Source organism: Streptomyces sp. NPDC093149 (assembly GCF_044754145.1).
GTDB lineage: Bacteria > Actinomycetota > Actinomycetes > Streptomycetales > Streptomycetaceae > Streptomyces.
Genome location: NZ_JBIVON010000007.1, coordinates 24,035 through 50,787, shown reverse-complemented (window position 1 = coordinate 50,787; position 26,753 = coordinate 24,035). Strand labels below are relative to the sequence as shown.

General features: G+C 71.5%; 23 protein-coding genes. 16 read left to right on the top strand and 7 right to left on the bottom strand.

Going from position 1 to position 26,753, the window contains the following annotated elements:
- Window positions 1–47: 47 nt before the first annotated feature.
- The 4 genes from ACIQCZ_RS21690 to ACIQCZ_RS21675 all read right to left on the bottom strand — a co-directional run bounded on the left by ACIQCZ_RS21690 (window position 48) and on the right by ACIQCZ_RS21675 (window position 3,348).
- Window positions 48–743: a response regulator gene (locus ACIQCZ_RS21690; protein WP_376219972.1), complete on the bottom strand. Its 696-nt coding sequence runs from the start codon at window positions 741–743 to the stop codon at window positions 48–50.
- Window positions 740–1,999, bottom strand: coding sequence for a sensor histidine kinase (locus tag ACIQCZ_RS21685; RefSeq protein WP_402284278.1), 1,260 nt, complete (start codon window positions 1,997–1,999; stop codon window positions 740–742). The genes ACIQCZ_RS21690 and ACIQCZ_RS21685 overlap by 4 nt, the downstream gene beginning before the upstream one ends.
- A gap of 278 nt (window positions 2,000–2,277) precedes the next feature.
- Entirely contained in the window at window positions 2,278–2,556 is a 279-nt protein-coding gene (locus ACIQCZ_RS21680; RefSeq protein ID WP_351083289.1) for a hypothetical protein, read from the bottom strand.
- Between the two features lie 9 nt (window positions 2,557–2,565).
- Window positions 2,566–3,348, bottom strand: coding sequence for a PspA/IM30 family protein (locus ACIQCZ_RS21675; protein WP_114248945.1), 783 nt, complete (start codon window positions 3,346–3,348; stop codon window positions 2,566–2,568).
- Window positions 3,349–3,644: 296 nt separating this feature from the next.
- On the opposite strand from ACIQCZ_RS21675, the gene ACIQCZ_RS21670 reads away from it, so the two are divergent.
- The 3 genes from ACIQCZ_RS21670 (at window position 3,645) to ACIQCZ_RS21660 (ending at window position 6,502) form a co-directional block, all read left to right on the top strand.
- Window positions 3,645–4,244: a DUF3043 domain-containing protein gene (locus ACIQCZ_RS21670; RefSeq protein ID WP_351083287.1), complete on the top strand. Its 600-nt coding sequence runs from the start codon at window positions 3,645–3,647 to the stop codon at window positions 4,242–4,244.
- Between the two features lie 95 nt (window positions 4,245–4,339).
- Complete coding sequence (locus ACIQCZ_RS21665) at window positions 4,340–5,098, top strand: class I SAM-dependent methyltransferase (RefSeq protein ID WP_402284275.1); 759 nt, start codon at window positions 4,340–4,342, stop codon at window positions 5,096–5,098.
- Between the two features lie 327 nt (window positions 5,099–5,425).
- Window positions 5,426–6,502, top strand: coding sequence for a S1C family serine protease (locus ACIQCZ_RS21660; protein WP_402284274.1), 1,077 nt, complete (start codon window positions 5,426–5,428; stop codon window positions 6,500–6,502).
- A 92-nt stretch (window positions 6,503–6,594) separates the two neighbouring features.
- Here ACIQCZ_RS21660 and ACIQCZ_RS21655 read toward each other — a convergent pair whose 3' ends face one another.
- Window positions 6,595–6,804, bottom strand: a complete 210-nt coding sequence (locus ACIQCZ_RS21655) for a hypothetical protein (protein WP_376219958.1) — start codon at window positions 6,802–6,804, stop codon at window positions 6,595–6,597.
- 128 nt (window positions 6,805–6,932) lie between these two features.
- On the opposite strand from ACIQCZ_RS21655, the gene ACIQCZ_RS21650 reads away from it, so the two are divergent.
- The 5 genes from ACIQCZ_RS21650 to ACIQCZ_RS21630 all read left to right on the top strand — a co-directional run bounded on the left by ACIQCZ_RS21650 (window position 6,933) and on the right by ACIQCZ_RS21630 (window position 12,889).
- Window positions 6,933–8,135 carry a bifunctional adenosylcobinamide kinase/adenosylcobinamide-phosphate guanylyltransferase gene (locus ACIQCZ_RS21650; protein ID WP_402284272.1) on the top strand — a complete coding sequence of 401 codons (1,203 nt, stop codon included), beginning with the start codon at window positions 6,933–6,935 and terminating at the stop codon, window positions 8,133–8,135.
- An 89-nt stretch (window positions 8,136–8,224) separates the two neighbouring features.
- Window positions 8,225–9,064, top strand: a complete 840-nt coding sequence (locus tag ACIQCZ_RS21645) for a class I SAM-dependent methyltransferase (protein ID WP_402284269.1) — start codon at window positions 8,225–8,227, stop codon at window positions 9,062–9,064.
- A 95-nt stretch (window positions 9,065–9,159) separates the two neighbouring features.
- Entirely contained in the window at window positions 9,160–10,272 is a 1,113-nt protein-coding gene (gene cobT / locus ACIQCZ_RS21640; protein WP_402284267.1) for a nicotinate-nucleotide--dimethylbenzimidazole phosphoribosyltransferase, read from the top strand.
- Between the two features lie 86 nt (window positions 10,273–10,358).
- Complete coding sequence (locus tag ACIQCZ_RS21635) at window positions 10,359–12,164, top strand: phosphatidylglycerol lysyltransferase domain-containing protein (protein ID WP_402284264.1); 1,806 nt, start codon at window positions 10,359–10,361, stop codon at window positions 12,162–12,164.
- Complete coding sequence (locus ACIQCZ_RS21630; RefSeq protein ID WP_402284262.1) at window positions 12,161–12,889, top strand: hypothetical protein; 729 nt, start codon at window positions 12,161–12,163, stop codon at window positions 12,887–12,889. The genes ACIQCZ_RS21635 and ACIQCZ_RS21630 overlap by 4 nt, the downstream gene beginning before the upstream one ends.
- A gap of 140 nt (window positions 12,890–13,029) precedes the next feature.
- Here the strand turns inward: ACIQCZ_RS21630 and ACIQCZ_RS21625 are convergent, their stop codons facing one another.
- Window positions 13,030–13,800, bottom strand: coding sequence for a hypothetical protein (locus ACIQCZ_RS21625; protein ID WP_402284260.1), 771 nt, complete (start codon window positions 13,798–13,800; stop codon window positions 13,030–13,032).
- Window positions 13,801–13,888: 88 nt separating this feature from the next.
- Between ACIQCZ_RS21625 and ACIQCZ_RS21620 the strand changes: the two genes are divergently transcribed.
- From ACIQCZ_RS21620 to ACIQCZ_RS21585, 8 genes are all read left to right on the top strand, one after another.
- Window positions 13,889–14,668, top strand: coding sequence for an adenosylcobinamide-GDP ribazoletransferase (locus tag ACIQCZ_RS21620; RefSeq protein WP_402284258.1), 780 nt, complete (start codon window positions 13,889–13,891; stop codon window positions 14,666–14,668).
- Window positions 14,669–15,154: 486 nt separating this feature from the next.
- A complete protein-coding gene (locus tag ACIQCZ_RS21615; RefSeq protein WP_402284255.1) occupies window positions 15,155–16,711 on the top strand; it encodes a leucyl aminopeptidase in 1,557 nt (518 codons plus the stop codon).
- A gap of 326 nt (window positions 16,712–17,037) precedes the next feature.
- Complete coding sequence (gene lpdA / locus ACIQCZ_RS21610; RefSeq protein ID WP_402284254.1) at window positions 17,038–18,426, top strand: dihydrolipoyl dehydrogenase; 1,389 nt, start codon at window positions 17,038–17,040, stop codon at window positions 18,424–18,426.
- A 62-nt stretch (window positions 18,427–18,488) separates the two neighbouring features.
- Window positions 18,489–20,288 (top strand): 2-oxoglutarate dehydrogenase, E2 component, dihydrolipoamide succinyltransferase, encoded by a 1,800-nt coding sequence (gene sucB / locus ACIQCZ_RS21605; RefSeq protein WP_402284251.1) that lies wholly within the window; start codon window positions 18,489–18,491, stop codon window positions 20,286–20,288.
- Window positions 20,289–20,435: 147 nt separating this feature from the next.
- A complete protein-coding gene (locus tag ACIQCZ_RS21600; RefSeq protein WP_351083259.1) occupies window positions 20,436–21,059 on the top strand; it encodes a GntR family transcriptional regulator in 624 nt (207 codons plus the stop codon).
- 371 nt (window positions 21,060–21,430) lie between these two features.
- Window positions 21,431–24,100 carry a pyruvate dehydrogenase (acetyl-transferring), homodimeric type gene (gene aceE / locus ACIQCZ_RS21595; RefSeq protein WP_376477905.1) on the top strand — a complete coding sequence of 890 codons (2,670 nt, stop codon included), beginning with the start codon at window positions 21,431–21,433 and terminating at the stop codon, window positions 24,098–24,100.
- 174 nt (window positions 24,101–24,274) lie between these two features.
- Window positions 24,275–25,246, top strand: a complete 972-nt coding sequence (locus ACIQCZ_RS21590; protein WP_402284248.1) for a helix-turn-helix transcriptional regulator — start codon at window positions 24,275–24,277, stop codon at window positions 25,244–25,246.
- Window positions 25,247–25,307: 61 nt separating this feature from the next.
- Entirely contained in the window at window positions 25,308–25,829 is a 522-nt protein-coding gene (locus ACIQCZ_RS21585; protein ID WP_402284671.1) for a DUF4240 domain-containing protein, read from the top strand.
- A 25-nt stretch (window positions 25,830–25,854) separates the two neighbouring features.
- Here the strand turns inward: ACIQCZ_RS21585 and ACIQCZ_RS21580 are convergent, their stop codons facing one another.
- A complete protein-coding gene (locus ACIQCZ_RS21580; protein WP_402284247.1) occupies window positions 25,855–26,625 on the bottom strand; it encodes an SDR family NAD(P)-dependent oxidoreductase in 771 nt (256 codons plus the stop codon).
- Window positions 26,626–26,753 lie beyond the last annotated feature (128 nt).

The window sequence follows — 26,753 nt, the reverse complement described above, 5'->3', positions numbered from 1 at the left end:
TCTTATGCCGCGCATACCGCAGGTGGAGTACGCCGTATCTCCACCCGTTACTCCACCCGAGGGCGCACCAGGCCCGATTCATAGGCAATTACCACCAATTGAGCCCGGTCCCGGGCGCCCAGCTTCGCCATCGCCCTGTTCACATGGGTCTTCACGGTGAGGGGGCTGACCACGAGCCGCTCGGCGATCTCGTCGTTGGAGTGCCCGCCCGCGACCAGGACCAGCACTTCGCGTTCGCGGCCGGTGAGCGCGGCGAGCCGGTCGGAGTACTCCGCGGCGCTCGGTCCGCCGCCGTCCGAACTGCCGCCCTGCGCAAGGAAGCTGGCGATCAGCCCCTTGGTCGCGGCCGGTGAGAGCAGCGCCTCGCCGCCCGCGGCGACACGGATGGCGTTGAGCAGTTCCTCCGGTTCCGCCCCCTTGCCGAGGAAGCCGGAGGCCCCGGCCCGCAGCGACTGCACCACGTACTCGTCCACCTCGAAGGTGGTGAGCATGACGACCCGCACGTCCGCCAGTTCCGGATCGGCGCTGATCATGCGGGTCGCGGCGAGTCCGTCCGTACCGGGCATCCGGATGTCCATCAGCACCACGTCGGCCCGGGTCGAGCGGGCGAGCGCGACGGCCTGCGCGCCGTCCGCCGCCTCGCCGACCACCTCCATGTCGGCCTCCGAGTCGACCAGCACCCGGAACGCGCTGCGCAGCAGCGCCTGGTCGTCGACGAGCAGCACCTTGATCGGCGGCGTCATGTGTTCTCCCCCGTCCGGCCCGCCACGCCCGGCTCATCCGGCTCTGCCGTGCGGGCCTTGACGGGCAGGATCGCATGGACCCGGAATCCACCGCCGTAGCGGGGCCCGGCGGTGAGGGAGCCACCGAGCGCGGTGACGCGTTCGCGCATGCCGAGGAGGCCGTGCCCGCCGCCGTCCCCGTTGTGTCCGCCGCCGCCCGAGCCGTTGTCGATCACGGTCACCTCGGCCGTGGCCCCGACCCGTACGACACTGACCTCGGCCCTCGCCCCGGGGCCCGCGTGCTTGCGCACATTGGTCAGCGCCTCCTGGATCACCCGGTACGCGGCCAGGTCGACGGCCGCGGGCAGCGGGGGCCGCCGGTCGGTGCAGGCCACCTCGACCGGGAGCCCGGCCCGCCGGACGGTGTCCACCAGCTCGTCGAGGACCGCGAGGCCCGGGGCCGGTTCGGTCGGCGCCTCCGGGTCGCCGGACTGGCGCAACAGCCCGACGGTGGCCCGCAGTTCGTTCAGCGCGGAGCGGCTCGCCTCCCGGACGTGGGCGAGCGCCTCCTTGGCCTGGTCGGGGCGCTTGTCCATGACGTGGGCGGCGACCCCGGCCTGGACGTTGACCAGGGCGATGTGGTGGGCGACGACATCGTGCAGATCGCGGGCGATCCGCAGCCGCTCCTCGGCGACCCGGCGCCGGGCCTCCTCGTCGCGGGTGCGCTCCGCCCGTTCCGCGCGCTCCCGGATCGCGTCGACGAAGGCCCGCCTGGAGCGGACGGCGTCCCCCGCGGCCCCGGCCATACCGGTCCAGGCGAAGACGCCGAAGTTCTCCTGGCTGTACCAGGGCGGCGTGCCGAAGAGCATCGCGGCGGCCGTCAGCGCGGCCATCGTGAGCAGGCCCACCCGCCACGTGGTGGGCCGGTCGGTGCGGGAGGCGACGGTGTACAGCGCGATCACGGTGCTCATCACCACCGGGGCCGGCGGATCGAACAGCACCAGCTCGACGACGGTCAGCGCGGCGGTGGCCGCGAGCACCGGCATGGGGTTCCGCCGCCGCCAGATGAGCGCGACGGCGCCGAGCACCATCAGGAGCACACTGGCCGCTTCGGGCGCACGGGTACCGAAGGTGGGTCCGTCGGGTCCGTTCGGCTCGACGAACGATCCGATGATCATGGCCACGAGCACGGCCAGGGCGAGCGCCGCGTCCAGCGCGAGGGGATGGTCGCGCAGCCAGTGCCGGACGCGCTGAACCCCGGTTCCGAGGGTGGTCACGTCAAGCTACGTTACGGCGTGTCGCGCGGGAATCGTCCCGGTCGTACGGAGACATCGGCGCGGAACGCACGGATCGGCGCAGCACCTGCGACGCCCGGCACCCGGAATGCGTCGAACATCCGGAGCGCGGTTCGGCCGGCAGGCCGGCGCCCCGTGTCCGGAGCGCGGTCCGGACGGCGCGGCCGGCCGGGTCCATCGGACCGGACACGGCCGTGCCCCGTGTCCGGCGGACCGGACACGGGGCGCGGACTCGTGCGGGGGCTGGAGAACGCCCGGCGTCAGCCGGGGATCAGACCGTCGTCCCGGAGCATGGCGCGCACCTCTTCGAGGGTCGCGTCGGACGACGGCAGGATCAGCCCGGACGGCTCCAGGGAGTCGTCCGGCAGGGGTGTGCCGAGCTCGCGCACCCTGGCGAGGAGCGCGTGGAGGGTGGAGCGGAAGCCGGGGCCGTCGCCGCGCTCCACCTCGGCGAGCAGTTCGTCGTCGAGCTCATCGAGCTCGGCGAGGTGACTGTCGGCCAGTGCGACCTGGCCCTCCCCCATGATCCGTACGATCATGACGCCGCCTCAACTCTTGTCGAACCTGTGCGGGGACTGCGACGACTGCTGCTGCGCGGCATCCTGCGGGCCGCCCTCGATCGCCTGCTGCTGGGTGGAGCCGCCGGCCAGCTCGGCCTTCATGCGCTGCAGCTCCAGCTCCACATCCGTACCACCGGAGATCCGGTCCAGCTCGGCGGCGATGTCGTCCTTCGCCGTCCCGGTCGGGTCGTCCAGGGCTCCGGAGGCTAGCAGCTCGTCGATCGCGCCGGCCCGTGCCTGCAGCTGCTGGGTCTTGTCCTCGGCCCGCTGGATCGCCAGGCCGACATCGCCCATCTCCTCGGAGATCCCGGAGAAGGCCTCGCCGATCCGGGTCTGCGCCTGGGCAGCGGTGTAGGTGGCCTTGATGGTCTCCTTCTTGGTCCGGAAGGCATCGACCTTGGCCTGGAGCCTCTGGGCCGCGAGAGTGAGCTTCTCCTCCTCGCCCTGCAGCGTGCTGTGCTGCGTCTCCAGGTCGGTGACCTGCTGCTGGAGCGCGGCGCGCCGGGACAGCGCCTCGCGGGCCAGGTCCTCGCGGCCGAGCGCGAGCGCCTTGCGGCCCTGGTCCTCCAGCTTGGACGACTGACCCTGCAGCTGATTCAGCTGCAGCTCCAGCCGCTTGCGCGAAGTCGCCACGTCGGCGACCCCGCGGCGCACCTTCTGAAGCAGCTCCAGCTGCTTCTGGTACGAGTAATCGAGGGTCTCGCGCGGATCCTCGGCCCGGTCAAGGGCCTTGTTTGCCTTCGCGCGGAAGATCATCCCCATACGCTTCATGACACCGCTCATGGGCTTCGCGCGCCCCCTTCTGACGGACTGAGCTCCAGCACTCCAACAGAACCCACAGTACGGGCCCTGTCTCTATTACCGCACTGTTCGAGCACAGATGTGCTCCTCCCCAAGGACGACTGCGCCCGGTCACCGCTCCGGCCCAGGGAGTAGGTGGTGGTCGGGGAAACCGGTGACGACGTCCGTGCGGAACCCCTGGGGACACCGGCGAGGACGCGGGCCGTTGCCGGATCGTTCCCGACCGGCCTGGGGTCCCGGCGATCGAACCCGTACCCTTGGGCCTTGTGTTCCGTAGCCGTTCGAAGGAAGAGAAGGCGCCCACCGGCAAGGTGACGGCGGACCTCTCCAAGCAGCCCCGCGACCCGCAGGCCCCCAAAGGTCGCCCCACCCCCAAGCGCAGCGATGCCCAGTCGCAGCGCCGTCGCGCCTCCAGTGGTGCGCCGCTCGACCGCAAGGAGGCCATGAAGCGGCAGCGCGAAGCGCGCCGTGTGGACCTGGCCAAGCAGCGCGAGGCGCTCGCCAGTGGCGACGAGCGCTATCTGCCGGTCCGTGACAAGGGCCCGGTGCGGCGCTTCGTCCGCGACTACGTGGACTCGCGTTTCTGTATCGCGGAGTTCTTCCTGCCGCTCGCCGTGATCATTCTGATCCTCAGCGTGATCCAGGTGCGGAACATCCAGAACATCTCCCTGCTGCTCTGGCTCATCGTGATCGTGCTGATCGTCGTCGACTCGATCGGTCTCGCGTTCCGCCTGAAGAAGCAGCTGAACGCGCGCTTCCCCGATACGCCGAAGCGCGGCGCGGTCTCCTACGGGCTGATGCGCACGCTTCAGATGCGTCGGCTCCGGCTGCCGAAGCCGCAGGTCAAGCGCGGAGAGCGGCCCTGAGCACGGATATCTCCGGCTCGGTCGGCGGTCCTGCCGCCGACCTGCCGGACAGCGCTGCGCCCGCCCTGGTCACCGGATTCACGGGAGCCACCCCGATGTGGCTGAAAGGGCTCGGCGGACTGCGCAACACCGTCCGCCAGGAGCTCGTCGCGCGACAGCTCGACGAGCAGATAGCCGCCCGTTTCCCGGTCGGGCAGCGACTGCGCGTCCTCGACGTCGGCATGGGCCAGGGCACCCAGGCGCTGCGCCTGGCCAGGGCCGGTCACACCGTCACGGGCCTGGAGTCCGACGCGGAGATGCTGCGGGTGGCCCGTGAGGCGCTCGGCAGCGAACCCGCGGGCATCCGTGAGCGGGTCCGGCTGATCGAGGGCGACGGCCTGGACACCGGGGTGCACTTCCTGCCCGGCAGCTTCGACGTGGTGCTCTGCCACGGCGTGCTGATGTATGTCCGGGAGCCGGACGCGATGCTGGCCGGACTGGCGCGGATGCTGGCCCCCGGCGGCCTCCTCTCGCTGCTCGTACGGAACGCCGACGCGCTGGCGATGCGGCCCGGGACCGCCGGGGACTGGGACGCCACGCTGTCCGCCTTCGACACGGATACGTACACCAGCCGGCTGGGCCTCACGGTTCGGGCCGACCGGCTGGACGCCCTGACGGCCACGCTGGCCGGAATCGCCGCGCCCCTGCACACCTGGTACGGGGTGCGTGTCTTCACGGACAACGTCGGCAACGACGTGGAACTGCCGGCCGCCGCCGAACTGGAGCAGGTACTGGCCGCGGAGGACCGGGCCGGGCGGACGGACCCGTACCGCCGGGTGGCCGCTCTGCTGCATCTGTGCGGGGTCCGGGGCTAGGTCTGCCTGGCGGCGTCTGGCCCGCCCTGCGGGCGGACGACGCTACTTTCGAAACACGCCCCGGGGCCTTTCGTTTGGATCATGCCGGGCCCGCGGGCTCCGGCCCGGACCGGACGGAAGACGCCAGGGCTTCGGGAACACCTCGGAACACGAACACGCGCCCCGGAACCCGTCCGGCGGATCGGAGCCGGACAGGCGGCGGGGGGCGTCCGACGAATCCCCGGGACCGGCCCGGAGCCGCGAGCCGGTCGTCAACGACGCCGGGAGGGGTGCCCGGTCAGCCTCTCCCGAGAGGCCGCCAAGAGGACTAAAAGCGACAATCCGGACATGGATGCATTTCACTCCCGCAGCCGTGTACGTCGTCTGCTGCTGCCGCTGACCGCAGGTCTCTGTGCGCTCGCCCTGGTCAGCGGCTGCTCGGACGCGAGCTCCGATTCGCCGAGCCCCGATCCCACCTCGTCGGCCTCCGCCACCCGGGCCGCCAGTGATCTGCAGAGCGACTACCAGACCGTGATCAAGAATGTGCTGCCGTCGGTCGTGCAGATCGAAGCCGGCAACAGCCTGGGCTCCGGCGTCGTCTACGACTCCAAGGGCCACATCGTCACCAACGCCCATGTGGTCGGCAACGAGAGGACGTTCAAGGTCACCGTCGCCACCGGCGAGAAGGTGGAGAACGCCACGCTGGTCGCCTCCTATCCGGAACAGGATCTGGCCGTCATCAAGCTGGACACCGTGCCGAAGGGGCTGAAGCCCGCGAAGTTCGGTGACTCGGACAAGGTCGAGGTGGGGCAGATCGTGCTGGCGATGGGATCGCCGCTCGGGCTGTCCTCCAGCGTCACCCAGGGCATCGTCTCGGCGCTCGGCCGGACCGTCAGCGAAAGCCGCGCGGGCGGGGGAACGGGCGCGACGATCGCGAACATGGTGCAGACCTCGGCGGCGATCAACCCGGGGAACAGCGGTGGCGCGCTGGTCAACCTCGACAGCGAGGTGATCGGCATCCCGACCCTGGGGGCGATCGACCCGCAGATGGGTGATTCCGCGGCACCGGGAATCGGATTCGCGATCCCCGTGTCGATGGTGAAGACGGTCGCCGACCAGATCATCAAGAGCGGCAGGGTCACCGACTCGGGCCGGGCGGCGCTGAACATCGTCGGGCGCACGGTCGTCGACGTCAACTACCAGCCGGCCGGAGTGGCCCTGGTCAGCGTGACGAAGAACGGCGCCGCGGACAAGGCGGGGCTGCAGGTCGGCGACATCATCACCAAGATCGGTGATCTGCCGGTCACGACGATCACGTCCCTGTCGGAGGCGCTGGCCTCGGACAGGCCGGGTCAGAAGGTCACCGTGACGTATCTGCGCAACGGGGCGGAGTCGACGGCGAAGGTCACCCTGGGCGAGATCTGACCTCACGCCCGGTCCGCGGCCGTACGGGCTCGGCGGCAAGCCCGAGCCCGTACGCCCGGCACCGGGACCGACCCGCCACGCGTCGGGGCAGGTCAGTCCTGGTCGGCCTGGAGGCTCATGGGGCCGTAGATCTTCGTCGTGTCCTCGAACAGCGTCACCTGGTCCGCCCCACCGTCGAGGAGTTCCTTCCAGTACTCACCGATCCAGGACTCCGCGTCGCCCTGCGTCGTGAATTCCTCCGGCCGCAGGGCCGGCTCCGTCTCCGTACCGTCGGACTTCTCGAACCGCCACGTCCACGCCATGTCCGCCTCCTGGGTCGCTTTGCTGCCCGCAGCCTAGTGCCTCCAACCAGTGACGGAACGGGTCGTGCGCCGGTCCGGACACCCCCCAGACCGCGCAGCCGAAGCCCGGACGCGGGAGGATCGGAGGCGTGGAACTGACTCTGCTCGGCACCGGAGCCCCCGACGGGCTGCCGCGGCCCGATTGCCCATGCGCCGCCTGCGCCACCGCCCGCGGGGCACGCTCGCGGGCCGCGACCGCCCTGCTGATCGACGACGCGCTGCTGCTCGATCTCACGCCGGGGGCCGTGTTCGCCGCGGCCCGTGCGGGGCACTCGCTCACCGGCGTACGGCAGGTGCTGCTCACCCACCCGCACGACGGGCCGGCCGTGGAGCTGCCCGCCGGGCTGCCTCCGGCGGGACGGGTACCGGACGGACGGGAGCTGACGCTGATCAGCGGGCATCGGGTGCGGGCGGTGCCGATGGACGCGCCGGGCACGGGCTACGACGTGACCGCGCCGGAGGGCGCCCGGCTGCTCTACCTGCCGCCGGGCGGCGCCCCCTCCGGTCTCGCGGACCGGGTGGCGCAGCCGTACGACATGGTGGTGGGCGATGTCGTCGGACGGCCGGACGCGGTGGCACGGCTGCGGGCCGTCGAGGCGATCGGGCCGGCCACCGAGATCGTCGCCGTCCACCTGGACCACGACGCGCCTCCCGGCGCCGAACTGGACCGGCGGCTCGCCGCGGCCGGCGCGCGGGCCGTGCCGGACGGGACGACGCTGATGGTGGGCGAGTACCACGCGGTGCCGGAGGTGCCGCGGCGCACGCTGGTGACCGGCGGCGCCAGGTCGGGGAAGTCGGTGGAGGCCGAGCGGCGGCTGGAGACGTACCCCGAGGTGGTCTACGTGGCGACCGGCGGAGGCAGGGAGGGGGACACGGAGTGGGCGGCCCGGGTCGGACTGCACCGGGAGCGCAGGCCGGCCGCCTGGCGTACCGAGGAGACCTGCGAGCTGGTGGAGCTGCTGGCATCGGACGGGCCGCCGCTGCTGATCGACTGTCTGTCGTTGTGGCTGACGGACGCGATGGACCGGGTGAACGCCTGGGACGACGCGGCGTGGGCGGGCGGCGGCGAGGACACGCTGCGGAAGCGGACCGCCGAGCTGGTCGCCGCGGTGCGCGGAACACGGCGCACGGTCGTCGCCGTGACCAACGAGACCGGCTCGGGCGTGGTGCCCGCGTCGGCTGCCGGGCGACGGTTCCGGGACGAGCTGGGGCGGTTGAACGCCGCGTTCGCCGACGAGTGCGAGCAGGTGCTGCTGGTGGTGGCCGGACAGGTGCTGACGCTGCGCGGTTGACCGGCACACGCCGACGGGAACGGGACGGGGGAACGGACTCGGACACGGAACGCGGGGTCGCCGACGGAAGAGAATCAGGAGGAGCGGACATGGCAGGCGCACGACCGATGCTGAACGGGGTTCCCGAGACCCTGTTGTGGACGCTGTACAACCGGGCGTACGAGGCGGGGCAGCGCTACCCGGTGCTGGACGATCCGATGGCCCTGCGGCTGCTGAAGGATCTGGACTACCCCTTCGAGGAGCGGTTCGGGCGGCCGAACGCGTTCCACTCGCAGGCCCAGGGGCTGCGCTCCCGCTGTTTCGACCTGGCCGTGCAGGAGTATCTCGCCGACCGGCCGCAGGCCACGGTGGTCGCGCTCGGCGACGGGCTGGAGACCGGCTTCTGGCGGGTCGACAACAACCGGCTGAACTGGCTGAGCGTGGAGCTTCCCGAGGTCGCCGAGCTGCGCCGGGCGCTGCTGCCCGCCTGTGACCGGCTGCGCACCCTGGCCCGGTCGGCGACCGATCTGTCCTGGCTGGACGAGATCGAGGACCCGGTGGGCCGCGGGGTCGTCGTGACGACGCAGGGGCTGCTGATGTATCTGCCTCCCCCCGAGGTACGCAGGATCCTGGCGGGCTGCGCCGAACGCCTGCCCGGCGGCATCCTGGTCCTGGACACGATGGCGCGCTGGCTGGCCAGGGGCACGGTGGCCGGTACGTCGAAGGTCGGCCGGACGACCGTTCCGCCGATGCGCTGGGCGATGAACCCCGGCGAGCGGCACAAGCTGCGCTGCGCGCATCCGGCGATCACCGAGGTGCGGGCGCTGCGACTGCCGCGGGGGCGGGGCGCGATGGGCGAACTGATCCGGCTCCAGTCGCTGTTGCCGGGGCTGCGGACCCTGACGCCCGCGATGACGCAGTTGCGGTTCGGAGGCGGAACTCCGCACTGACCGGGCGTCAGAAATGTGACGGGTACTGTTCCGCAGTGAGCCCGCCGCCGGGCTCACCGGCCCATTGGACGCATCGACCCGCGAGGCAGACCCCCGTGAACCTGGACGACTTCTCCGACCTGATCGAACGCCCCGACGGCGGCGTACGGCGCGACGCCGAGGAACGCCGGGAGCGCCTGGCCGTTCCTCCGGGCGCCCTCGGCCGCCTGGACGAGCTGGGCGAATGGCTCTCCGCCGCCCAGCAGTCCGTACCGGTCAGGGCGATCGAGCAGCCACGCGTGGTGCTCTTCGCCGGCGACCACGGGGTGGCCGAGCTGGGTGTCTCCGGGCGCGCCGCCGGGACCGCGTACGAGCTGGTGCGGGCCACGCTGGAGGGTTCCACCCCGCTCGCCGTGCTGGCCCGGCAGTTCTCCGTACCCGTGCGGATCATCGACGCCGGTCTGGACTGCAACCCCGAGCTGTTGCCCGAGTCCGCGGTCCGGCACCGGGTGCGGCGCGGCAGCGGCCGGATCGACATCGAGGACGCGCTGACGGCCGAGGAGGCCGAGCAGGCGGTGCGTCTGGGCATGACGATCGCCGACGAGGAGGCCGACTCGGGCACCGATCTGGTGGTGCTCGGCGATCTGAGCGTCGGTGGTACGACGGCCGCGGCCACGTTGATCGCGGCGCTGTGCGGCACGGACGCCTCGGTGGTCACCGGGCGCGGCGGTGCGGGCATCGACGATCTGGCGTGGATGCGCAAGTGTGCGGCGATCCGGGACGCGCTGCGGCGGGCCCGGCCGGTCCTCGGTGATCAGCTGGAGCTGCTTGCCACGGTGGGCGGTGCGGATCTGGCGGCCACGACCGGGTTCCTGCTGCAGTGCGCGGTGCGCAGGCTGCCGGTGATTCTGGACGGGGTGGTCTCCTCGGCCTGTGCGCTGGTGGGTCAGCGGGCGGCGTTCCGGGCACCGGACTGGTGGCTGGCGGGCCAGGCGAGCGGAGAGCCGGCGCAGTCCAAGGCCCTGGACCGGATGGCACTCAACCCCTTGCTGGACCACGGCGTCATGGTGGGGGAAGGAAGCGGGGCATTGCTCGCACTTCCACTTGTTCGGGCCGCGGCCGCACTGGCGGCGGAGCTGCCCGAGCGCGCACCCGTCGCCGACGAGAAGGACGGTGCCGGCGAAGAGGCCGACGGAAGCGGAGCCGACCACGACGCGACCGACGGCTGACGGACCCGGCAGAGCTGCGGTCGCCGAAACAAACGGCCGCAGCACAGTCCCCTCATGCTGCGCGATGCGACATATGCTCGCTTTTCATGGGAGAGGTCCGATTGTCCACCGAGGATTCCGGGCGGGGCAGCCCCCGGGCACAGAGCACCGCCCGGTCACGCCGCAGTGCCGCGTTCACCATCTGGTACCTGCGCGTCGTGTCGTTCATCAATTTCCTGAGCGCCGTCTGGGTCACGCTCGGAAACGACCTGCGCCGCCACAACACCGCGAACTACTTCACCCCGTACCTGCTCACCGCGGGTTTCTCCTCCGGGGTGGTCGCCCTCTTCCTCGCGATCACCATGCGCCGCCGCAAGCGGGCCGCCTGGATCGTGAACATGGTGGTGAGCAGTCTTCTGCTGCTGCTCTTCGTCCTGGTGATCCCGTTCCCGGAAGTGCGGCAGTATCCGCAGAACTGGGTCTCGCTGGTGCTGACGGCCTTCTTCGTGCTGGCCCTGGTCCTCGGGCGGCGTGAGTTCTACGCGAAGGGCGACCGGTCCAACCCCCGGCTGGCCGCGATCGTCGCGGCCGGCGGACTCCTGGTCACGTCGCTGATCGCCGCGGGCCTGGTGACCCTCACCAACACCGCGCACGACGAATACCGCTCGACCTTCCTGGACCGCTGGCGCTACGGCACCCTGCGACTGGTCTCGATCACCGACAACGACACCAACTACCCCGGGATCACCACGCCCGGCTGGGTCAACGTCAGCATCAACATCCTCTCCACCCTGCTGCTGATCGCCGTCGTGTACGCGGCGTTCCGGGCCCGCCGGGCCGTCGACCCGATCACCTCCGAGGACGAGGCCCGGCTGCGCGTGCTGCTCGACAAGCACGGCGAGCGGGACTCGCTCGGGTACTTCGCGCTGCGCCGGGAGAAGAGCGTCATCTGGTCGCCCACGGGGAAGGCCGCCGTCGTCTACCGGGTGGTCGGCGGGGTCTCGCTGGCCTCCGGCGATCCCATCGGAGACCCGGAGGCGTGGCCCGGCGCGATCGAGCCGTGGCTGGCCGAGGCCCGCGAGCACGGCTGGATCCCGGCTGCGATGGGGGTGAGCGAGGAGGGCGGCACCATCTACGCGCGGCACGGCCTGGACGCCCTGGAACTGGGCGACGAGGCGATCGTGGAGACCGCCGAGTTCACCCTCGAAGGACGCGCGATGAGGACCGTCCGCCAGGCCTACAACCGGGTCAGGCGCGCCGGGTACGACGTGACCGTCCGCCGGCACGCCGACATCCCCGCCGACGAGATGGACGAACTGGTGCGGCGCGCCGACGACTGGCGCGACGGGGCGACCGAGCGCGGCTTCTCGATGGCGCTGGGCCGGCTGGGCGATCCGGCGGACGGGCAGTGCGTCATGCTCGAATGCCGCGACGCGCCCACCGAGGAGGGGGGCGGTCCGGGCGAGTTGCGCGCGGTGCTGAGCTTTGTGCCGTGGGGGCCGAACGGCCTCTCGCTGGACCTGATGCGCCGTGACCGGGACGCCGAGAACGGCCTGATGGAGTTCATGGTCATCGAACTCCTGCAGCGCGCCGAGAAAATCGGGATCACCCAGGTCTCGCTGAACTTCGCGATGTTCCGGTCCGTCTTCGAGCGGGGTTCACGGCTCGGCGCCGGACCGGTGCTGAGGCTGTGGCGCTCCATGCTCAGCTTCTTCTCGCGCTGGTGGCAGATCGAGTCGCTCTACCGTGCCAACGCCAAGTACCGGCCGATCTGGGAGCCGCGCTTCATGCTCTTCGAGAAGAGTTCGGACCTGCTGCGCATCGGCCTCGCGGCGGGCCGGGCCGAAGGGTTCCTGGAGGCGCCCGGACTGCCCAAGTGGCTGCACCGCTCGCATCTCGGGACCCGTGGATGAGACCGGTGCGCGCCCTGCGCGGAGCGGCCCTTCACGAGTGGGGCCCGCTGTTCTCGACCGTACGCAACGCACTCGCCACCTCCCGGTTGCAGGCGATCCCGATGACGCTCGCGGCCGTCTGTCTGACGGGACTGGTCCAGGTGGTGCAGAACCAGTCCTGGGGGTACGGGCCGGTGCACGACCTCGGGGCGGTGCGGGCCGAGGACCCGCTGTGGGCGGCCCTGCTGCGCACCCCGTTGTCGCTGTTCGTCCCGGCGCTGGACCTGCCGGTGTGGGGGGCGCTGGTGCAGATCCTGGTGGTGTTCGGGACCGCCGAGATCTGTCTGGGCCGCCGGCGGACCCTGCTGATCGCGTACGTCGCGACGCTGGCCGGGACGATGTACGCGCGGATCGGTGTCTCGATCGATCCCGAAGGGCTGTTCGGGCTGCCGGCGACGGATGCCGCGGTCGTCGACACCGGCCCGTCGGCGGCGGTGGTCGGGCTGGCCGTCTATGTGTGTTACGTCTACCGGGCCTGGTTCACCGGGGTGCTGGTGATCGCGGCGATGGTGGCCGAAATGATCTTCAAGAACAATCTGGCGGGCAAGGAGCACCTGGCCGCGATCGCCGCGGTGCTCGTGCTGTGCGCCGCCACGGTCCGCCGGGACCGGCGCCGGCTCCAGCGCCGCCGGGCTCAGGACTCGGAGGCCGCGCACGTGGGTGGGGTGGGGAGAGGAGCGGGGTGAGGGGCAAGCCCGGCAAGGCGGAGGAGGGAGGCGGATGGGGTCTCCCCTGCTCGAACGCAGCTGAGAGCTTGGGGAAGGAGCGTCGTCGACCGACGACAACGCCGCCGGGAGCCGCCCATCGGCACGCGACGCCGCCCCACCTATGTGCGCGGCCTCTCGGGGCCCGGGGCCGGGGACCGGTCCGGGGCGCCGCCGATCAGGTCCTGAATCCGGCGGCGCGGGCCCGCCCAGCGCACATCGTGGTGGTAGGCGCGCAGCACCGCTCGCGCACGGGCGCGGTGGCGCTTGCGGTAGAAGCGCCTCGCCCACATCGAGGTCGGCCGGGCGAGCCGGATCGCCCCGATCAATGCGACGAACGGAACGAGGGTGCCGAGGACCGCGAGCCGCGCCTTGCCCTTGAACAGGGAGATCAGCACGAAGCAGAAGTTGACGACCAGGGTCAGGACGACACCGAGCCTGCTCTGCTGCTCCTCACTGCTCAGCTCGTTCACGCCGAGCGGTGAGAAACCGGCCAGGACCAGCAGCACCAGCGCCGCCGTGAGGACCACGACCTCCACGCTCTGGCGGCCCTCCTCGGTCCAGTACACGTCGTCGAGGTGGAGGATCAGGGCGAACTCGTCCAGGACCAGACCCGCACCCATGCCGAAGATCACCGCACAGACGGCCGCGGTGACGCCGTGGCGTCCGCTGGCGACCGCCCCGAAACCGCCGACGACGCTGAGCACCACCCCGGGCACCACGTGATGGATGTGCACCCCACCGGGCGTGATGTTGCGGAACGGCCCCTTTCCCGCCCTGATCATCCGGGTGATGAACCGGGTGATGACGAAGGTGAGCACAAAGGCGGCCAGGGCGAGGAGCAGCGGCAGCTTCCCCGGCTCGACGATGTTGCGATCGAACCAGTGACCCATGCCACCCACCCCCGATAGGACGCTTCCGTCACGATCTGTCGCGTTCTGTCCAATCTATCGGCCTGTCGCAGCGATTAGCCTGCGCGCCGTGACCTCCCTGAACAGCCATGGCCTGCGTTTCGCCTTCGGCACCCTGACCGTGCTCCCCGTCCGCGTCACCCGCTGGGACCGCGGTACCGCCCGCGCCGGGATGCTGTGCGCGCCACTGGCCGGCCTCGTCGTGGGGCTGCTCGCGGCGGTGCCCGGCGGCCTGTTGCTGCTGCTCGGCTCCGGCCCGCTGCTCGCCGCGGTCGCGTCCGTCGCCGTACCGGCCGTGCTGACCCGGGGGCTGCATCTGGACGGCCTCGCGGACACCGCGGACGGCCTGGGCAGCGGCAGACCCGCCGACGACGCCCTGCGGATCATGAAGCGGTCGGACATCGGGCCGTTCGGTGTGATCACGCTGCTGTTCGTGCTGGCGGCCCAGGTCGCGGTCCTCGACCAGTTGTACGGGCAGGGCTGGGCGCGGGGAGCGGTGGCGGCGGTCGTCTCCGCGGTCACCGCCCGGCTGGCGCTCACGCTGGCTTCGCGTCAGGGCGTGCCGGCGGCCCGTCCGGAGGGGCTGGGCGCGGCGGTGGCGGGCACGGTCACGCTCCGGGCCGCGGTGGTGGTCGGGGCCGTGGTGGTCGTGGCCTGCGCCGGGGCCGGCGCGCTCCTCGGCGGGTACGGAGCACCCCGCCACGCCCTCGCCGCGCTGGTCGCCCTCGGCGTCGCCCAACTGCTGCTGCGCCACTGCGTGCGGCGCTTCGGCGGGGTGACCGGCGATGTCTTCGGTGCCCTGGCGGAGACGGCGGCGACGGCGTCCCTGGTGATGCTGGCCCTCGGTTAGGGCCTCTCGTCCGGATCGTGCCGGGCGCGCCCCGGTGCCACACCCCGCCGCGTCGACGTCGGTCGGGGCCGGCCCGGACGGCCGGCCGGGACCTGTCCGCCCCCGCTCCGGCACAGCCCTCAGAGCCTGGTGACCTCCGACCGGGCGGCCACGCCCCGGCACATCGGCACGGTGACCGGCAACGCCGGTCCTGGTCGCGTCATGTGTGCGGCCCCGTGGGCCCGCATGGTTCTCCGCCGATGGGTCTGTCACCGGCAACGACCCTGTTTCCACGGCGCGTTCGTGCCGCACGGCCCCCGATCCTGCGACGCTCGATCTCGGCCACGGCGCCACGACGGGCCGCGGACGGCCCGCCGCCGTGATCCCGCAGCAAGTGCGCGCGTAGGCTCATTCCCGGCACATTGCGGCGGCGTCTACGATGCGCCGGGCACGGTCGGCCCACCCCTCGACCGAAAACGAACTCAACGGAAGCGAGATTTCACCACCGTGACTGCTCTCACTCTCAGCACTGCCGGTGCGGCGACGCTGCGCGCCGACGCACTCGTCGTCGGCGTCGCCAAGGGCGCTGGATCCAAGTCTGGGGGCCTGGTCCTCGCGCCGGGCGCCGAGGCCGTGGACAAGGCGTTCGGCGGAAAGCTCGCCGCCGTCCTGGAGGCCCTGGGCGCCGCGGGTGCCGAGGGCGAGGTGACCAAGCTCCCCGCGCCCGACGGCCTCAAGGTCCCGGTCGTCATCGCGGCCGGACTCGGCTCCGTCCCGGAGAAGGACGCGGCGTACGACGCCGAGGCACTGCGCCGGGCCGCGGGCTCGGCCGCCCGTGCCCTGAGCGGCTCGAAGAAGGCCGGCTTCGCGCTGCCCGTCGCGTCCGCCGAGGACGCCGAAGCGATCGCCGAGGGCGCGCTCCTCGGTGCGTACGCCTTCACCGCGTACCAGGGCGGCGAGGACAAGCTGGCGCCCAAGGGCAAGAAGAACGGCAACGGCGCGAAGCAGCCGCTCGGCGAAGTCGCCCTGCTCGGCACCAAGCCGCGCGACAAGGCGTTCAAGGCGGCCGCCGAGCGCGCCGTCGCGGTCGTCGAGGAGATCAACCGCGCCCGCGACCTGATCAACACCCCGCCGAACGACCTGTACCCCGAGTCCTTCGCCGCCGTGGCCACCGCCGCGGGCAAGGAGCACGGCATCAAGGTGCAGGTCCTCGACGAGAAGGCGCTCGTCAAGGGCGGCTTCGGCGGTCTGCTGGGCGTCGGCCAGGGCTCGACCCACGGCCCGCGCCTGGTGAAGCTCGCCTACACGCACCCGAAGGCGGAGAAGACCCTGGCCCTGGTCGGCAAGGGCATCACCTACGACTCGGGCGGCATCTCGCTGAAGCCGGCCGGTCACAACGAGACGATGAAGTGCGACATGAGTGGCGCCGCCGCCGTGTTCGCGAGCGTCGTCGCGGCCGCCCGTCTGGGCCTCCAGGTCAATGTCACCGGCTGGCTGGCGCTGGCCGAGAACATGCCGTCGGGCAACGCCACCCGCCCCGGTGACGTGCTGCGCATGTACAGCGGCAAGACCGTCGAGGTCCTGAACACGGACGCCGAGGGCCGGCTCGTCCTCGCCGACGCGCTGACCCGCGCCTCGGAGGAGAACCCGGACGCGATCGTCGACGTGGCGACCCTGACCGGCGCCATGGTGCTGGCGCTGGGCAACCGCACCTTCGGCATCATGGCGAACGACGACGCCTTCCGTACCTCCATCCACGAGATCGCCGAGGAGGTCGGCGAGGCCTCCTGGCCGATGCCGCTCCCCGCCGACCTGCGCAAGGGCATGGACTCCCCGACCGCCGACATCGCCAACATGGGCGAGCGGATGGGCGGCGGTCTGGTCGCCGGTCTGTTCCTGAAGGAGTTCGTGGGCGAGGGCATCGCCTGGGCGCACCTGGACATCGCGGGCCCGGCCTTCCACGAGGGCGCGCCGTACGGCTACACGCCGAAGGGCGGCACCGGTTCCGCCGTCCGCACGCTGGTGAAGCTGGCCGAGCGCACCGCTGCCGGAGACCTCGGCTGACGCAGCAGCCGACCTACGGCCCCGGGCATACGTCCGGGGCCGTACGTGTTCTCCGGGTGGCATCGCGGCAGGGATCCGGCAGGTTTCGCTCTCAACGAAATCCGTGGGGCTCTACGCAGCGGTAACCACCAGGGACGGTTGATCATCCGTCCCAGACCCGGGCCCCGCGTCCCGCCCACCGTCAACAAGTGCGAAGATGGGTTCTCGGCAGGACAGGGCCCCCACCACAGGGCCGAATAACAAAAGCGGCCGAACACCAGCCGACCGGCCGGTCATCCCCCAGCGGCGGGGCCCGGCGTACGGCGCACATGCATGGAGGACGTGACGTGGCGAACGACGCCAGCACCGTTTTCGACCTAGTGATCCTCGGCGGTGGTAGCGGCGGTTACGCCGCGGCCCTGCGCGGAGCGCAGCTGGGCCTGGACGTCGCTCTGATCGAGAAGGGCAAGGTCGGCGGCACCTGCCTGCACAACGGCTGCATCCCCACGAAGGCCCTGCTGCACGCCGGCGAGATCGCCGACCAGGCGCGCGAGGCCGACCAGTTCGGTGTCAAGGCCACCTTCGAGGGCATCGACATCGAGGCCGTCCACAAGTACAAGGACGACGTGATCTCGGGCCTGTACAAGGGTCTGCAGGGTCTCATCGCCTCGCGCAAGGTCACCTACATCGAGGGTGAGGGACGGCTCTCCTCCCCCACCTCGGTGGATGTGAACGGCCGGCGCGTCGAGGGCCGCCACGTGCTTCTCGCGACCGGCTCCGTGCCGAAGTCGCTGCCGGGCCTGGAGATCGACGGCAACCGCATCATCTCCTCGGACCACGCGCTCAAGCTGGACCGCGTCCCGAAGTCCGCGATCGTGCTGGGCGGCGGCGTCATCGGCGTCGAGTTCGCCTCGGCGTGGACGTCCTTCGGCACCGATGTCACGATCATCGAGGGTCTGAAGCACCTCGTCCCGGTCGAGGACGAGAACAGCTCGAAGCTTCTTGAGCGCGCCTTCCGCAAGCGCGGCATCAAGTTCAACCTCGGTACGTTCTTCCAGAGCGCCGAGTACACGCAGGACGGCGTCCGCGTGACCCTCGCCGACGGCAAGACCTTCGAGGCCGAGGTGCTGCTGGTCGCCATCGGCCGCGGCCCGGTCTCGCAGGGTCTGGGCTACGAGGAGGCCGGCGTCGCGATGGACCGCGGCTACGTCCTCGTCGACGAGTACATGCAGACCAACGTGCCCACCATCTCGGCCGTGGGTGACCTGGCCCCGACGCTCCAGCTCGCGCACGTCGGCTTCGCCGAGGGCATCCTGGTGGCGGAGCGGCTGGCCGGTCTGAAGACCGTTCCGATCGACTACGACGGTGTCCCGCGGGTGACGTACTGCCACCCCGAGGTCGCCTCCGTCGGCATCACCGAGGCCAAGGCCAAGGAGCTCTACGGCGCGGACAAGGTCGTCGCTCTGAAGTACAACCTCGCGGGCAACGGCAAGAGCAAGATCCTCAAGACCGCGGGCGAGATCAAGCTCGTCCAGGTCAAGGACGGTGCCGTGGTAGGCGTCCACATGGTCGGTGACCGTATGGGCGAGCAGGTCGGCGAAGCCCAGCTGATCTACAACTGGGAGGCGCTGCCCGCCGAGGTCGCGCAGCTCATCCACGCCCACCCGACGCAGAACGAGGCGATGGGCGAGGCCCACCTGGCCCTCGCCGGCAAGCCCCTGCACTCCCACGACTGATTCAGTCGACCGGGCGCGACGACCGACCTACTTCCGCACTTTCGTAAGGAGCAACTGAAACCATGTCGGTTTCCGTAACCCTTCCGGCGCTCGGCGAGAGCGTCACCGAGGGCACTGTCACCCGCTGGCTGAAGGCCGAGGGCGAGCGCGTCGAGGCCGACGAGCCGCTGCTCGAGGTTTCGACCGACAAGGTCGACACCGAGATCCCGGCCCCGGCGGCCGGCATCCTCTCCGCCATCAAGGTCGCCGAGGACGAGACCGTCGAGGTCGGCGCCGAGCTGGCCGTCATCGACGACGGCACGGGCGCGCCGGCTGCCGCCGCGGCTCCGGCCGCCGAGCCCGCCGCCGTCCCGGCCCCGGCGCCCGCCGCCGAGGCTCCCGCCGCCCCGGCCCCGGCCCCCGTGGCCGAGGCACCGGCCGCCGCCGCACCGGCCGGTGGCGCCGCCGGGACCGACGTCACCCTGCCGGCGCTCGGCGAGAGCGTCACCGAGGGCACCGTCACCCGCTGGCTGAAGGAGGTCGGCGAGGAGGTCACGGAGGACGAGCCCCTCCTGGAGGTCTCCACGGACAAGGTCGACACCGAGATCCCGGCCCCGGTTTCCGGTGTGCTGCTGGAGATCGTCGTCGCCGAGGACGAGACCGCCGAGGTCGGCGCCAAGCTCGCCGTCATCGGTGCCCCGGGTGCCGCTCCGGCGGCTGCCCCGGCACCGGCCGCGCCGGCACCCGCCGCCGCCCCGGCTCCGGCCGCTCCGGCACCGGCACCGGCCGCCCCGGCACCGGCACCGGCCGCCCCCGCTCCGGCTCCGGCCCCGGTGGCGCCCGCCGCCCCGGCCGCCGCCCCGGCTCCGGTGGCCCCGGCCGCTCCGGCGCCCGTCGCCGCTCCGGCTCCGGTCGCCCCGGCCGCGACCTCCGGTGACGACGGCGCGTACGTCACGCCGCTGGTCCGCAAGCTCGCCGCCGAGAGCGGCGTCGACCTGGGCGCGGTCAAGGGCACCGGCGTCGGTGGCCGTATCCGCAAGCAGGACGTCGTCGCCGCCGCGGAGGCCGCCAAGGCCGCCGCCGCTGCCCCGGCCCCGGCCGCCGCCGCGGTGACCGCCGGAGGCGTCGCGGCCTCGAAGGCGCCGAAGCTGGAGGCGTCCCCGCTGCGCGGTCAGACGGTCAAGATGACCCGCATGCGCAAGGTCATCGGCGACAACATGATGAAGGCGCTGCACTCGCAGGCCCAGCTGACCTCGGTCGTCGAGGTCGACGTCACCAAGCTGATGAAGCTGCGCAACCAGGCGAAGGACGCCTTCGCGGCCCGTGAGGGCGTCAAGCTCTCGCCGATGCCGTTCTACGTCAAGGCCGCCGCCCAGGCGCTGAAGGCCCACCCGGTCGTCAACGCCCGGATCAACGAGGACGAAGGCACCATCACGTACTTCGACTCGGAGAACATCGGCATCGCCGTGGACGCCGAGAAGGGTCTGATGACGCCGGTCATCAAGGGTGCGGGCGACCTGAACATCGCCGGTATCTCGAAGAAGACCGCCGAGCTGGCCGGCAAGGCCCGCGGTGGCGGCCTGACGCCGGACGACATGTCCGGTGCCACCTTCACCATCAGCAACACCGGTTCGCGCGGTGCCCTGTTCGACACGGTCATCGTGCCGCCGAACCAGGCAGCCATCCTGGGCATCGGTGCCACCGTCAAGCGTCCGGCCGTCATCGAGACCGCCGAGGGCACCGTCATCGGTGTCCGCGACATGACGTACCTCTCGCTCTCCTACGACCACCGTCTGGTGGACGGCGCCGACGCCGCCCGCTACCTGACCGCGGTCAAGGCGATCCTGGAGGCCGGTGAGTTCGAGGTCGAGCTCGGCCTCTGAGCACCACGGCTGTAACCAGCCTCACCAGCGGCGCCCCCGTCCGGAACACTTCCGGACGGGGGCGCCGCCGTATTGTCTAGACACCACCGGTCGCCCCGGCAGCCGTGATGGTGCGGACAGCACCGGTTTGCCCCGAAGGAGCCCCTCATGACCCCGCCCGTCGTCCACTCGCTGCGCGAACAGATCCGCGAGCACATCGTGGACGGGATCGTCAGCGGGCGCTGGAAGCCCGGTGAGCGGATCGTGGAGCGCCGGATCGCCACCGAGCTGGAGGTCAGCCAGACGCCCGTGCGCGAGGCCCTGCGGGAGCTGGAGACGCTCCGGCTGATCGAGTCGGCGCCCAACAAGGGCGTACGGGTCCGCAATCTCACGGCGGCCGACCTGGAGGAGAGCTATCCGGTACGGGCCGGCCTGGAGCAGATCGCGGCGGAACTGGCGGCTCCGGCCCTCGGCGAGGACTGCTCGCGCCTCGCACCGCACGTGGCGGCACTCTACGAGGCGGACCGGCTGGCCGACGGCGAGGCGCAGGTCCGGCACACCGTGGGATTCCACCGCGAGATGGTGCGGGCCGCCGGGAACGCCGTGCTGCTGCACACCTGGGAGGGGCTGGGCATCGAGGTGTTCACCGCCCTGTCGATCCGGTGGCTGGGCACCGTGCAGAAGTCGTACGCGGAGGAGCACGAGGCGCTCATCGAGGCGTTCCTGCGCAAGGATCCGGACATCGGGGTGCTGGTCAAGGCGCATGTGCTCGGCTGTGCGCCGCGCGCCTGAGAGCCTGTCGGGCGGCCTTCGACCGGAGAGCGGACGCGGTGCGGTGCGTGCGATTCCCAGGCGCCGGGATGGTGGTCGGAGATCACCCGACAGGCTCCGAGGGGCGCGGCCGAGGAGTCGGCGCATCTGTCGCGCGGGGTGCTCGCCCGTGCAGGTGAGCACCCCTTTTGCCAGCAAAATCCCGTCACTCCGTGCCCCGTCCCGCGGCACCGAATGCCACTTTTCTTCATATCGAGAAGTTTTGCCGTTCATCCTTTGATCGATCATCGATCGACCGCTTACAGTTCAGTCCGCGGGCCCACCGGCCCCATCGCCCTGTCCTGCCAGTCAGGGCCTTTCTCCACCCCCCTCCACTCCGGAAGGCGGCGATCATGACCGACCCCGTAGGAAAGCTTCCGAGCGAGCTCGACCAGCTCCCGGACCGCGACCCCGAGGAGACCGCCGAATGGGCGGCCTCCCTGGATGCCGTCACCAAGGCCGCGGGCCCGCACCGCGCCGCGTACCTGATGCGTCGCTCGCTCCAGCACGCCGAGGGCGCCGGTCTCGCGCTGCCCAAGCTGCTGGAGACCGATTACGTCAACTCCATCCCGACCGCCGCCGAGCCCGCGTTCGACGGCGACCTGGAGATGGAGTCCCGGATCACCGCCTGGAACCGCTGGAACGCGGCCGCGATGGTCACCCGCGGCTCCCGGCTCGGCGTCGGCGGCCACATCGCCACCTTCGCCTCGGCGGCCTGGCTGTACGAGACCGGCTTCAACCACTTCTTCCGCGGCAAGGAGGGGGACGGCTCCGGCGACCAGCTCTACGTCCAGGGTCACGCCTCCCCCGGCATCTACGCCCGCGCCTTCCTCGACGGCCGGCTCAGCGAGCAGCAGCTCGACAACTTCCGCCAGGAGGCGGGCGGCGACGGTCTGCCGTCCTACCCGCACCCGCGGCGGCTGCCCTGGCTGTGGGAGTTCCCCACCGTGTCGATGGGCCTCGGCCCGCTCTCGGCGATCTACCAGGCGCGCTTCAACCGTTACCTGGCCAACCGCAACATCAAGGACACGTCGAACTCGCACGTCTGGGCCTTCCTCGGCGACGGCGAGATGGACGAGCCCGAGTCGACGGCGGCCCTCGCCCTCGCGGCGCGTGAGCGGCTCGACAACCTGACCTTCGTCATCAACTGCAACCTGCAGCGGCTCGACGGCCCGGTCCGCGCCAACTTCCGCGTGGTCCAGGAGCTGGAGGGCGCGTTCCGCGGTGCCGGCTGGAACGTCGTCAAGACGCTCTGGGGCAACGCCTGGGACGAGCTGTTCCAGCTGGACACCACCGGTGCGCTGGTCCGCCGGCTCCGGGAGGTCCCGGACGCGCAGTTCCAGACGTACGCCACCCGCGACGTCGCGTACATCCGCGAGCACTTCTTCGGCGCCGAGCCCGCGCTCGCCGAGCTGGCGAAGCTGCTCACCGACGCGAAGATCGCCGAGTGCTTCCACACCTCGCGCGGCGGCCACGAGGCCCGCAAGGTGTACGCGGCGTACAAGGCGGCCGTCGAGCACAAGGGCGCGCCGACCGTGATCCTCGCCCAGACGGTGAAGGGCTACACGCTCGGCCCCGGCTTCGAGTCGCGCAACGCCAACCACCAGATGAAGAAGCTCTCCGGCAAGGAGTTCCGCGCCATGCGGGACCTGCTGGAGCTGCCGATCCCGGACTCGAAGCTCGACGAGGGCCTGGTGCCGTACGGTCACCCGGGCGCCGACTCCCCCGAGGTCCGCTACCTCCAGGAGCGCCGTGCCGCCCTCGGCGGTCCCGCCCCGGCCCGCCGGGTCCACGCGGTGGCGCTGCCGGAACCCGACGAACGTGCGTTCGCCGCGCTGAAGAAGGGCTCCGGCAAGCAGGAGCTGGCCACCACGATGGCGTTCGTACGCCTGGCCAAGGACCTGATGCGGGACAAGGAGACCGGCAGGCGCTGGGTTCCGATCGTCCCCGACGAGGCGCGCACCTTCGGCATGGAGGCGCTGTTCCCGTCGGCCGGCATCTACTCGCCGCTGGGACAGACGTACGACCCGGTCGACCGCGACCAGCTGATGTACTACAAGGAAGCCAAGGACGGCCAGGTCCTCAACGAGGGCATCACCGAGGCCGGCGCCATGGCCGACTTCATCGCCGCGTCCACGTCGTACGCGACGCACGGCGAGCCGATGATCCCCTTCTACATCTTCTACTCGATGTTCGGCTGGCAGCGCACGGGCGACCAGTTCTGGCAGCTCGGCGACCAGCTCGGCCGCGGCTTCGTGGTCGGCGCCACCGCGGGCCGTACGACGCTGACGGGCGAGGGTCTGCAGCACGCGGACGGCCACTCCCACCTGATCGCCTCGACGAACCCGGCCGCGCTCAACTACGACCCGGCGTTCGCGTACGAGATCGCGGTGATCGTCAAGGACGGTCTGCGCCGGATGTACGGCCCCGAGGCCGAGGACGTCTTCTACTACCTGACGGTCTACAACGAGCCGAAGCCGCAGCCTGCGATGCCGGAAGGCGTCGAAGAGGGCATCGTCAAGGGCCTCTACCGCTTCAAGGAGGGCACGCCCGCGACGGCGGAGGCGCCGCGCGTCCAGCTGCTGGCCTCCGGTACGGCGATCCACTGGGCCCTGGAGGCGCAGGAGCTGCTGGCCGCGGACTGGGGTGTCACGGCCGACGTCTGGTCCGCCACCTCGTGGGGCGAGCTGCGCCGCGAGGCGCTGGAGTGCGACGAGGCGCTGCTCCGCGGTGAGCAGCGGGTGCCGTACGTGACCCGGGCGCTGGAGGGTGCGCCGGGACCGGTCCTCGCGGTCAGCGACTGGATGCGCCAGGTCCCGGACCAGATCAGCCAGTGGGTGGAGCAGGACTGGTCCTCGCTCGGCACGGACGGCTTCGGCCTCTCCGACACCCGCGACGCGGCCCGCCGCCACTTCGGCGTCGACGCCCAGTCGATCACGGTCGCGGCCCTGGCCCAGCTGGCCCGCCGCGGCGAGGTGACCGCGTCCGCGGTCAAGGAGGCCCGGGAGCGCTACGGGCTCTGACGCGCGAAGGCGGCCGGGGACGCCCGTCCGCCGCTCCGTCCCCGGCCGCCGGGCGGGCTCGAAGGCCGAGCCCGCCCGGCGGTCGGGGACGTTCTCGCGCTCGGCAGACGACCGGGGCCGCCATGTGACGGGGACACGGCTCACGACCCCGCTCACCACGGCCACAATGGCCCCATGCGTGCTGCCCGTCTCATCAAAATGGTGCTGCTCCTGCAGTCCCGCCCCGCCATGACCGCCGCCGAGCTCGCGCAGGAGCTGGAGGTGTCCGAGCGGACCGTCACCCGGGACGCGCAGGCACTCTCCGAAGCGGGCGTACCGGTGTACGCGGACCGGGGCCGGGCCGGGGGATATCGGCTCGTCGGGGGGTACCGCACACGGCTGACCGGACTCGCCCGCGACGAGGCCGAGGCGCTCTTCCTGTCCGGACTGCCGTCCGCGCTGCGCGAGATGGGCCTGGAGGACGCCGCGTCCGCCGCCCGGCTCAAGGTGTCGGCGGCCCTGCTCCCGTCCCTGCGCGGCGCCTCGGACAGTGCCGCCCGGCGCTTCCACCTGGACGCTCCCGGCTGGTACCAGGAGCCGGTCACCCCGGAACTGCTGCCCGCCGTCGCGGAGGCGGTCTGGGACGACCGGATCGTCCACGCCCGCTACCGCCGCAGCGGCCGGGACCACGAGGTGGAGCGCGAGCTGGCCCCGTACGGGCTCGTGCTGAAGGCCGGGGTCTGGTACCTCTGCGCCCGCGTGGCCGACGACTTCCGGGTGTACCGGATCGACCGGTTCTCGGCCGCCGCGGTGTCCGACGAGCGGTTCGCCCGTGACGAGCAGTTCGATCTGCGGGGCTTCTGGGACGAGCGGGCCGCCCAGTTCGCCCGCTCTCTCCTGCGTACCGAGGTGACGGTACGGGTGTCGCAGGAGGGTGTACGCCGACTGCCGTACGCCCTGGACCGTTCGGCGGTCCGCGAAGCGCTGGACGCGGCCGGTCCACCCGATGCGCAGGGGTGGCTCACGGCCGTCCTGCCGGTCGAGTCCCTCGATATCGCGTACAGCCAACTGCTGGGCCTGGGGCCCGAGTTGGAAGTCGTCGAACCGGCCGCTCTGCGGGACCGTCTCCGCGAGGCCGCCGAACGCCTGCGCGACCTCTATCACTGAGGACTTCTTCCCGCCGCGTCCGCGTGCATCGTCCGTCGCCAGGACCGATGCTTGACCCGTGATGGACGAGACGGAGTTCTGGGAGATCGTCGACAGCACCCGCGAGGCCGCCGAGGGCGACCCCGAGGACCAGGCCGACCTGCTCGTCGAACGGCTGATCCGGCTCGATCCCGAAGCCGTGCTGGATTTCGCCAGGCACTTCGAGGCCCGTTACCACCGCGCCTACCGCTGGGAGCTGTGGGGGGCCGCCGCCGTGCTGCTCGGCGGCGCGAGCGACGACGCCTTCGACTTCTTCCGCTGCTGGCTGATCGGACAGGGCCGGGAGGTCTTCGAGGGCGCCGTGCACGACCCGGACGGCCTCGCCGAACTCCTCGACGACTTCGACGAGGAGATCGACGGGGACGCCGAGGATCTCGGCTACGCCGCCGACGAGGCGTACGAACAGCTCACCGGCGTGGTCACCCCGGACCTCGGTCTGCCGCCCCAGACCGCCGAGCCGGAGGGCACGCCCTTCGATCTGGAGGACGAGGCGGTCCTGGCGGAACGCTTTCCCGCGCTCTGGGCGCGGTTCGGGGCCGGCTGACCGAGTCCGGGGCCCTGCCGCCCGGTCAGAAGTGGGTTCCGCCGTCGATCCGGATCTCCGTACCCGTGATGAACGCCCCGTCCTGCGATCCGAGCATCGCGACGACGCCCGCGACGGTGTCCGGGCTGGCGAAGCCCTCCCCGAGGGCCGGCGCCAGCTTCATGAAGAGCGACATGTCGGCATCGGCGGGCAGCCCCGGGCCGTTGCCGCTGGTCATGTCGGAGGAGATCGAGCCGGGCGCGACGGCGACGACTCGCAGCCCCTGCTTGCTGTACTCGCTCGCCAGCGCGTGCGTCATCGACTGGATGCCGCCCTTGCTCGCCGCGTACGCCGCCATGTAGGGGTGCGCGAAGCTCGCCGAAGTGGAGGAGAAGTTCACCACGACCGGCTGGTCGCCCGCGAGCAGGGCCGGTATCGCCTCACGGATCATCAGGAACGTACCCGTCAGGTTGACCGCGAGGATCTTGTTGAAGAACTCCAGCGACGTCTTGTGCGTGTGCTCGGAGCGCAGGATTCCGGCCGCGTTGACCAGTACGTCCAGGCCCCCGAGGGTGGCCACGGCGGAGGCGACACCCGCCTGGACCGCCGCCTCGTCCGAGATGTCGAGGACGAGGGTGGTGAGGCGGTCGGCCACACCGTTCGCCACGGCCGTCTCATGGGTGGCCTTCAGCCCGGCCTCGTTGACGTCGGCCGCGACGACACGGCCGCCCTCGGCGAGGACGCGGTGGACGGTGGCCTGTCCGATGCCGGAGCCACCACCGGTGATGAGTGCACGGCGACCTTCATAGCGGTTCATGTCTGTTCTCTCCCGATCCCGGTGACTGCTGCCCCGGGGCTGTCTCGATAGCGTCTCGATCGATGTCCACCGTACGCCTGTCTGGCACGTTTTGCCACGACGGCATTTCACGCATGCTTCTTCCTTGC

What these genes read in the sequence shown, in the direction of transcription:
- ACIQCZ_RS21690 (WP_376219972.1), bottom strand. Translation starts at nt 743, where the DNA reads ATGACGCCGCCGATCAAGGTGCTGCTCGTCGACGACCAGGCGCTGCTG.
- ACIQCZ_RS21680 (WP_351083289.1), bottom strand. Translation starts at nt 2,556, where the DNA reads ATGATCGTACGGATCATGGGGGAGGGCCAGGTCGCACTGGCCGACAGT.
- ACIQCZ_RS21675 (WP_114248945.1), bottom strand. Translation starts at nt 3,348, where the DNA reads ATGAAGCGTATGGGGATGATCTTCCGCGCGAAGGCAAACAAGGCCCTT.
- ACIQCZ_RS21665 (WP_402284275.1), top strand. Translation starts at nt 4,340, where the DNA reads ATGTGGCTGAAAGGGCTCGGCGGACTGCGCAACACCGTCCGCCAGGAG.
- ACIQCZ_RS21660 (WP_402284274.1), top strand. Translation starts at nt 5,426, where the DNA reads ATGGATGCATTTCACTCCCGCAGCCGTGTACGTCGTCTGCTGCTGCCG.
- ACIQCZ_RS21655 (WP_376219958.1), bottom strand. Translation starts at nt 6,804, where the DNA reads ATGGCGTGGACGTGGCGGTTCGAGAAGTCCGACGGTACGGAGACGGAG.
- ACIQCZ_RS21645 (WP_402284269.1), top strand. Translation starts at nt 8,225, where the DNA reads ATGGCAGGCGCACGACCGATGCTGAACGGGGTTCCCGAGACCCTGTTG.
- ACIQCZ_RS21635 (WP_402284264.1), top strand. Translation starts at nt 10,359, where the DNA reads ATGGGAGAGGTCCGATTGTCCACCGAGGATTCCGGGCGGGGCAGCCCC.
- ACIQCZ_RS21630 (WP_402284262.1), top strand. Translation starts at nt 12,161, where the DNA reads ATGAGACCGGTGCGCGCCCTGCGCGGAGCGGCCCTTCACGAGTGGGGC.
- ACIQCZ_RS21625 (WP_402284260.1), bottom strand. Translation starts at nt 13,800, where the DNA reads ATGGGTCACTGGTTCGATCGCAACATCGTCGAGCCGGGGAAGCTGCCG.
- sucB (WP_402284251.1), top strand. Translation starts at nt 18,489, where the DNA reads ATGTCGGTTTCCGTAACCCTTCCGGCGCTCGGCGAGAGCGTCACCGAG.
- ACIQCZ_RS21600 (WP_351083259.1), top strand. Translation starts at nt 20,436, where the DNA reads ATGACCCCGCCCGTCGTCCACTCGCTGCGCGAACAGATCCGCGAGCAC.
- aceE (WP_376477905.1), top strand. Translation starts at nt 21,431, where the DNA reads ATGACCGACCCCGTAGGAAAGCTTCCGAGCGAGCTCGACCAGCTCCCG.
- ACIQCZ_RS21590 (WP_402284248.1), top strand. Translation starts at nt 24,275, where the DNA reads ATGCGTGCTGCCCGTCTCATCAAAATGGTGCTGCTCCTGCAGTCCCGC.
- ACIQCZ_RS21585 (WP_402284671.1), top strand. Translation starts at nt 25,308, where the DNA reads ATGGACGAGACGGAGTTCTGGGAGATCGTCGACAGCACCCGCGAGGCC.
- ACIQCZ_RS21580 (WP_402284247.1), bottom strand. Translation starts at nt 26,625, where the DNA reads ATGAACCGCTATGAAGGTCGCCGTGCACTCATCACCGGTGGTGGCTCC.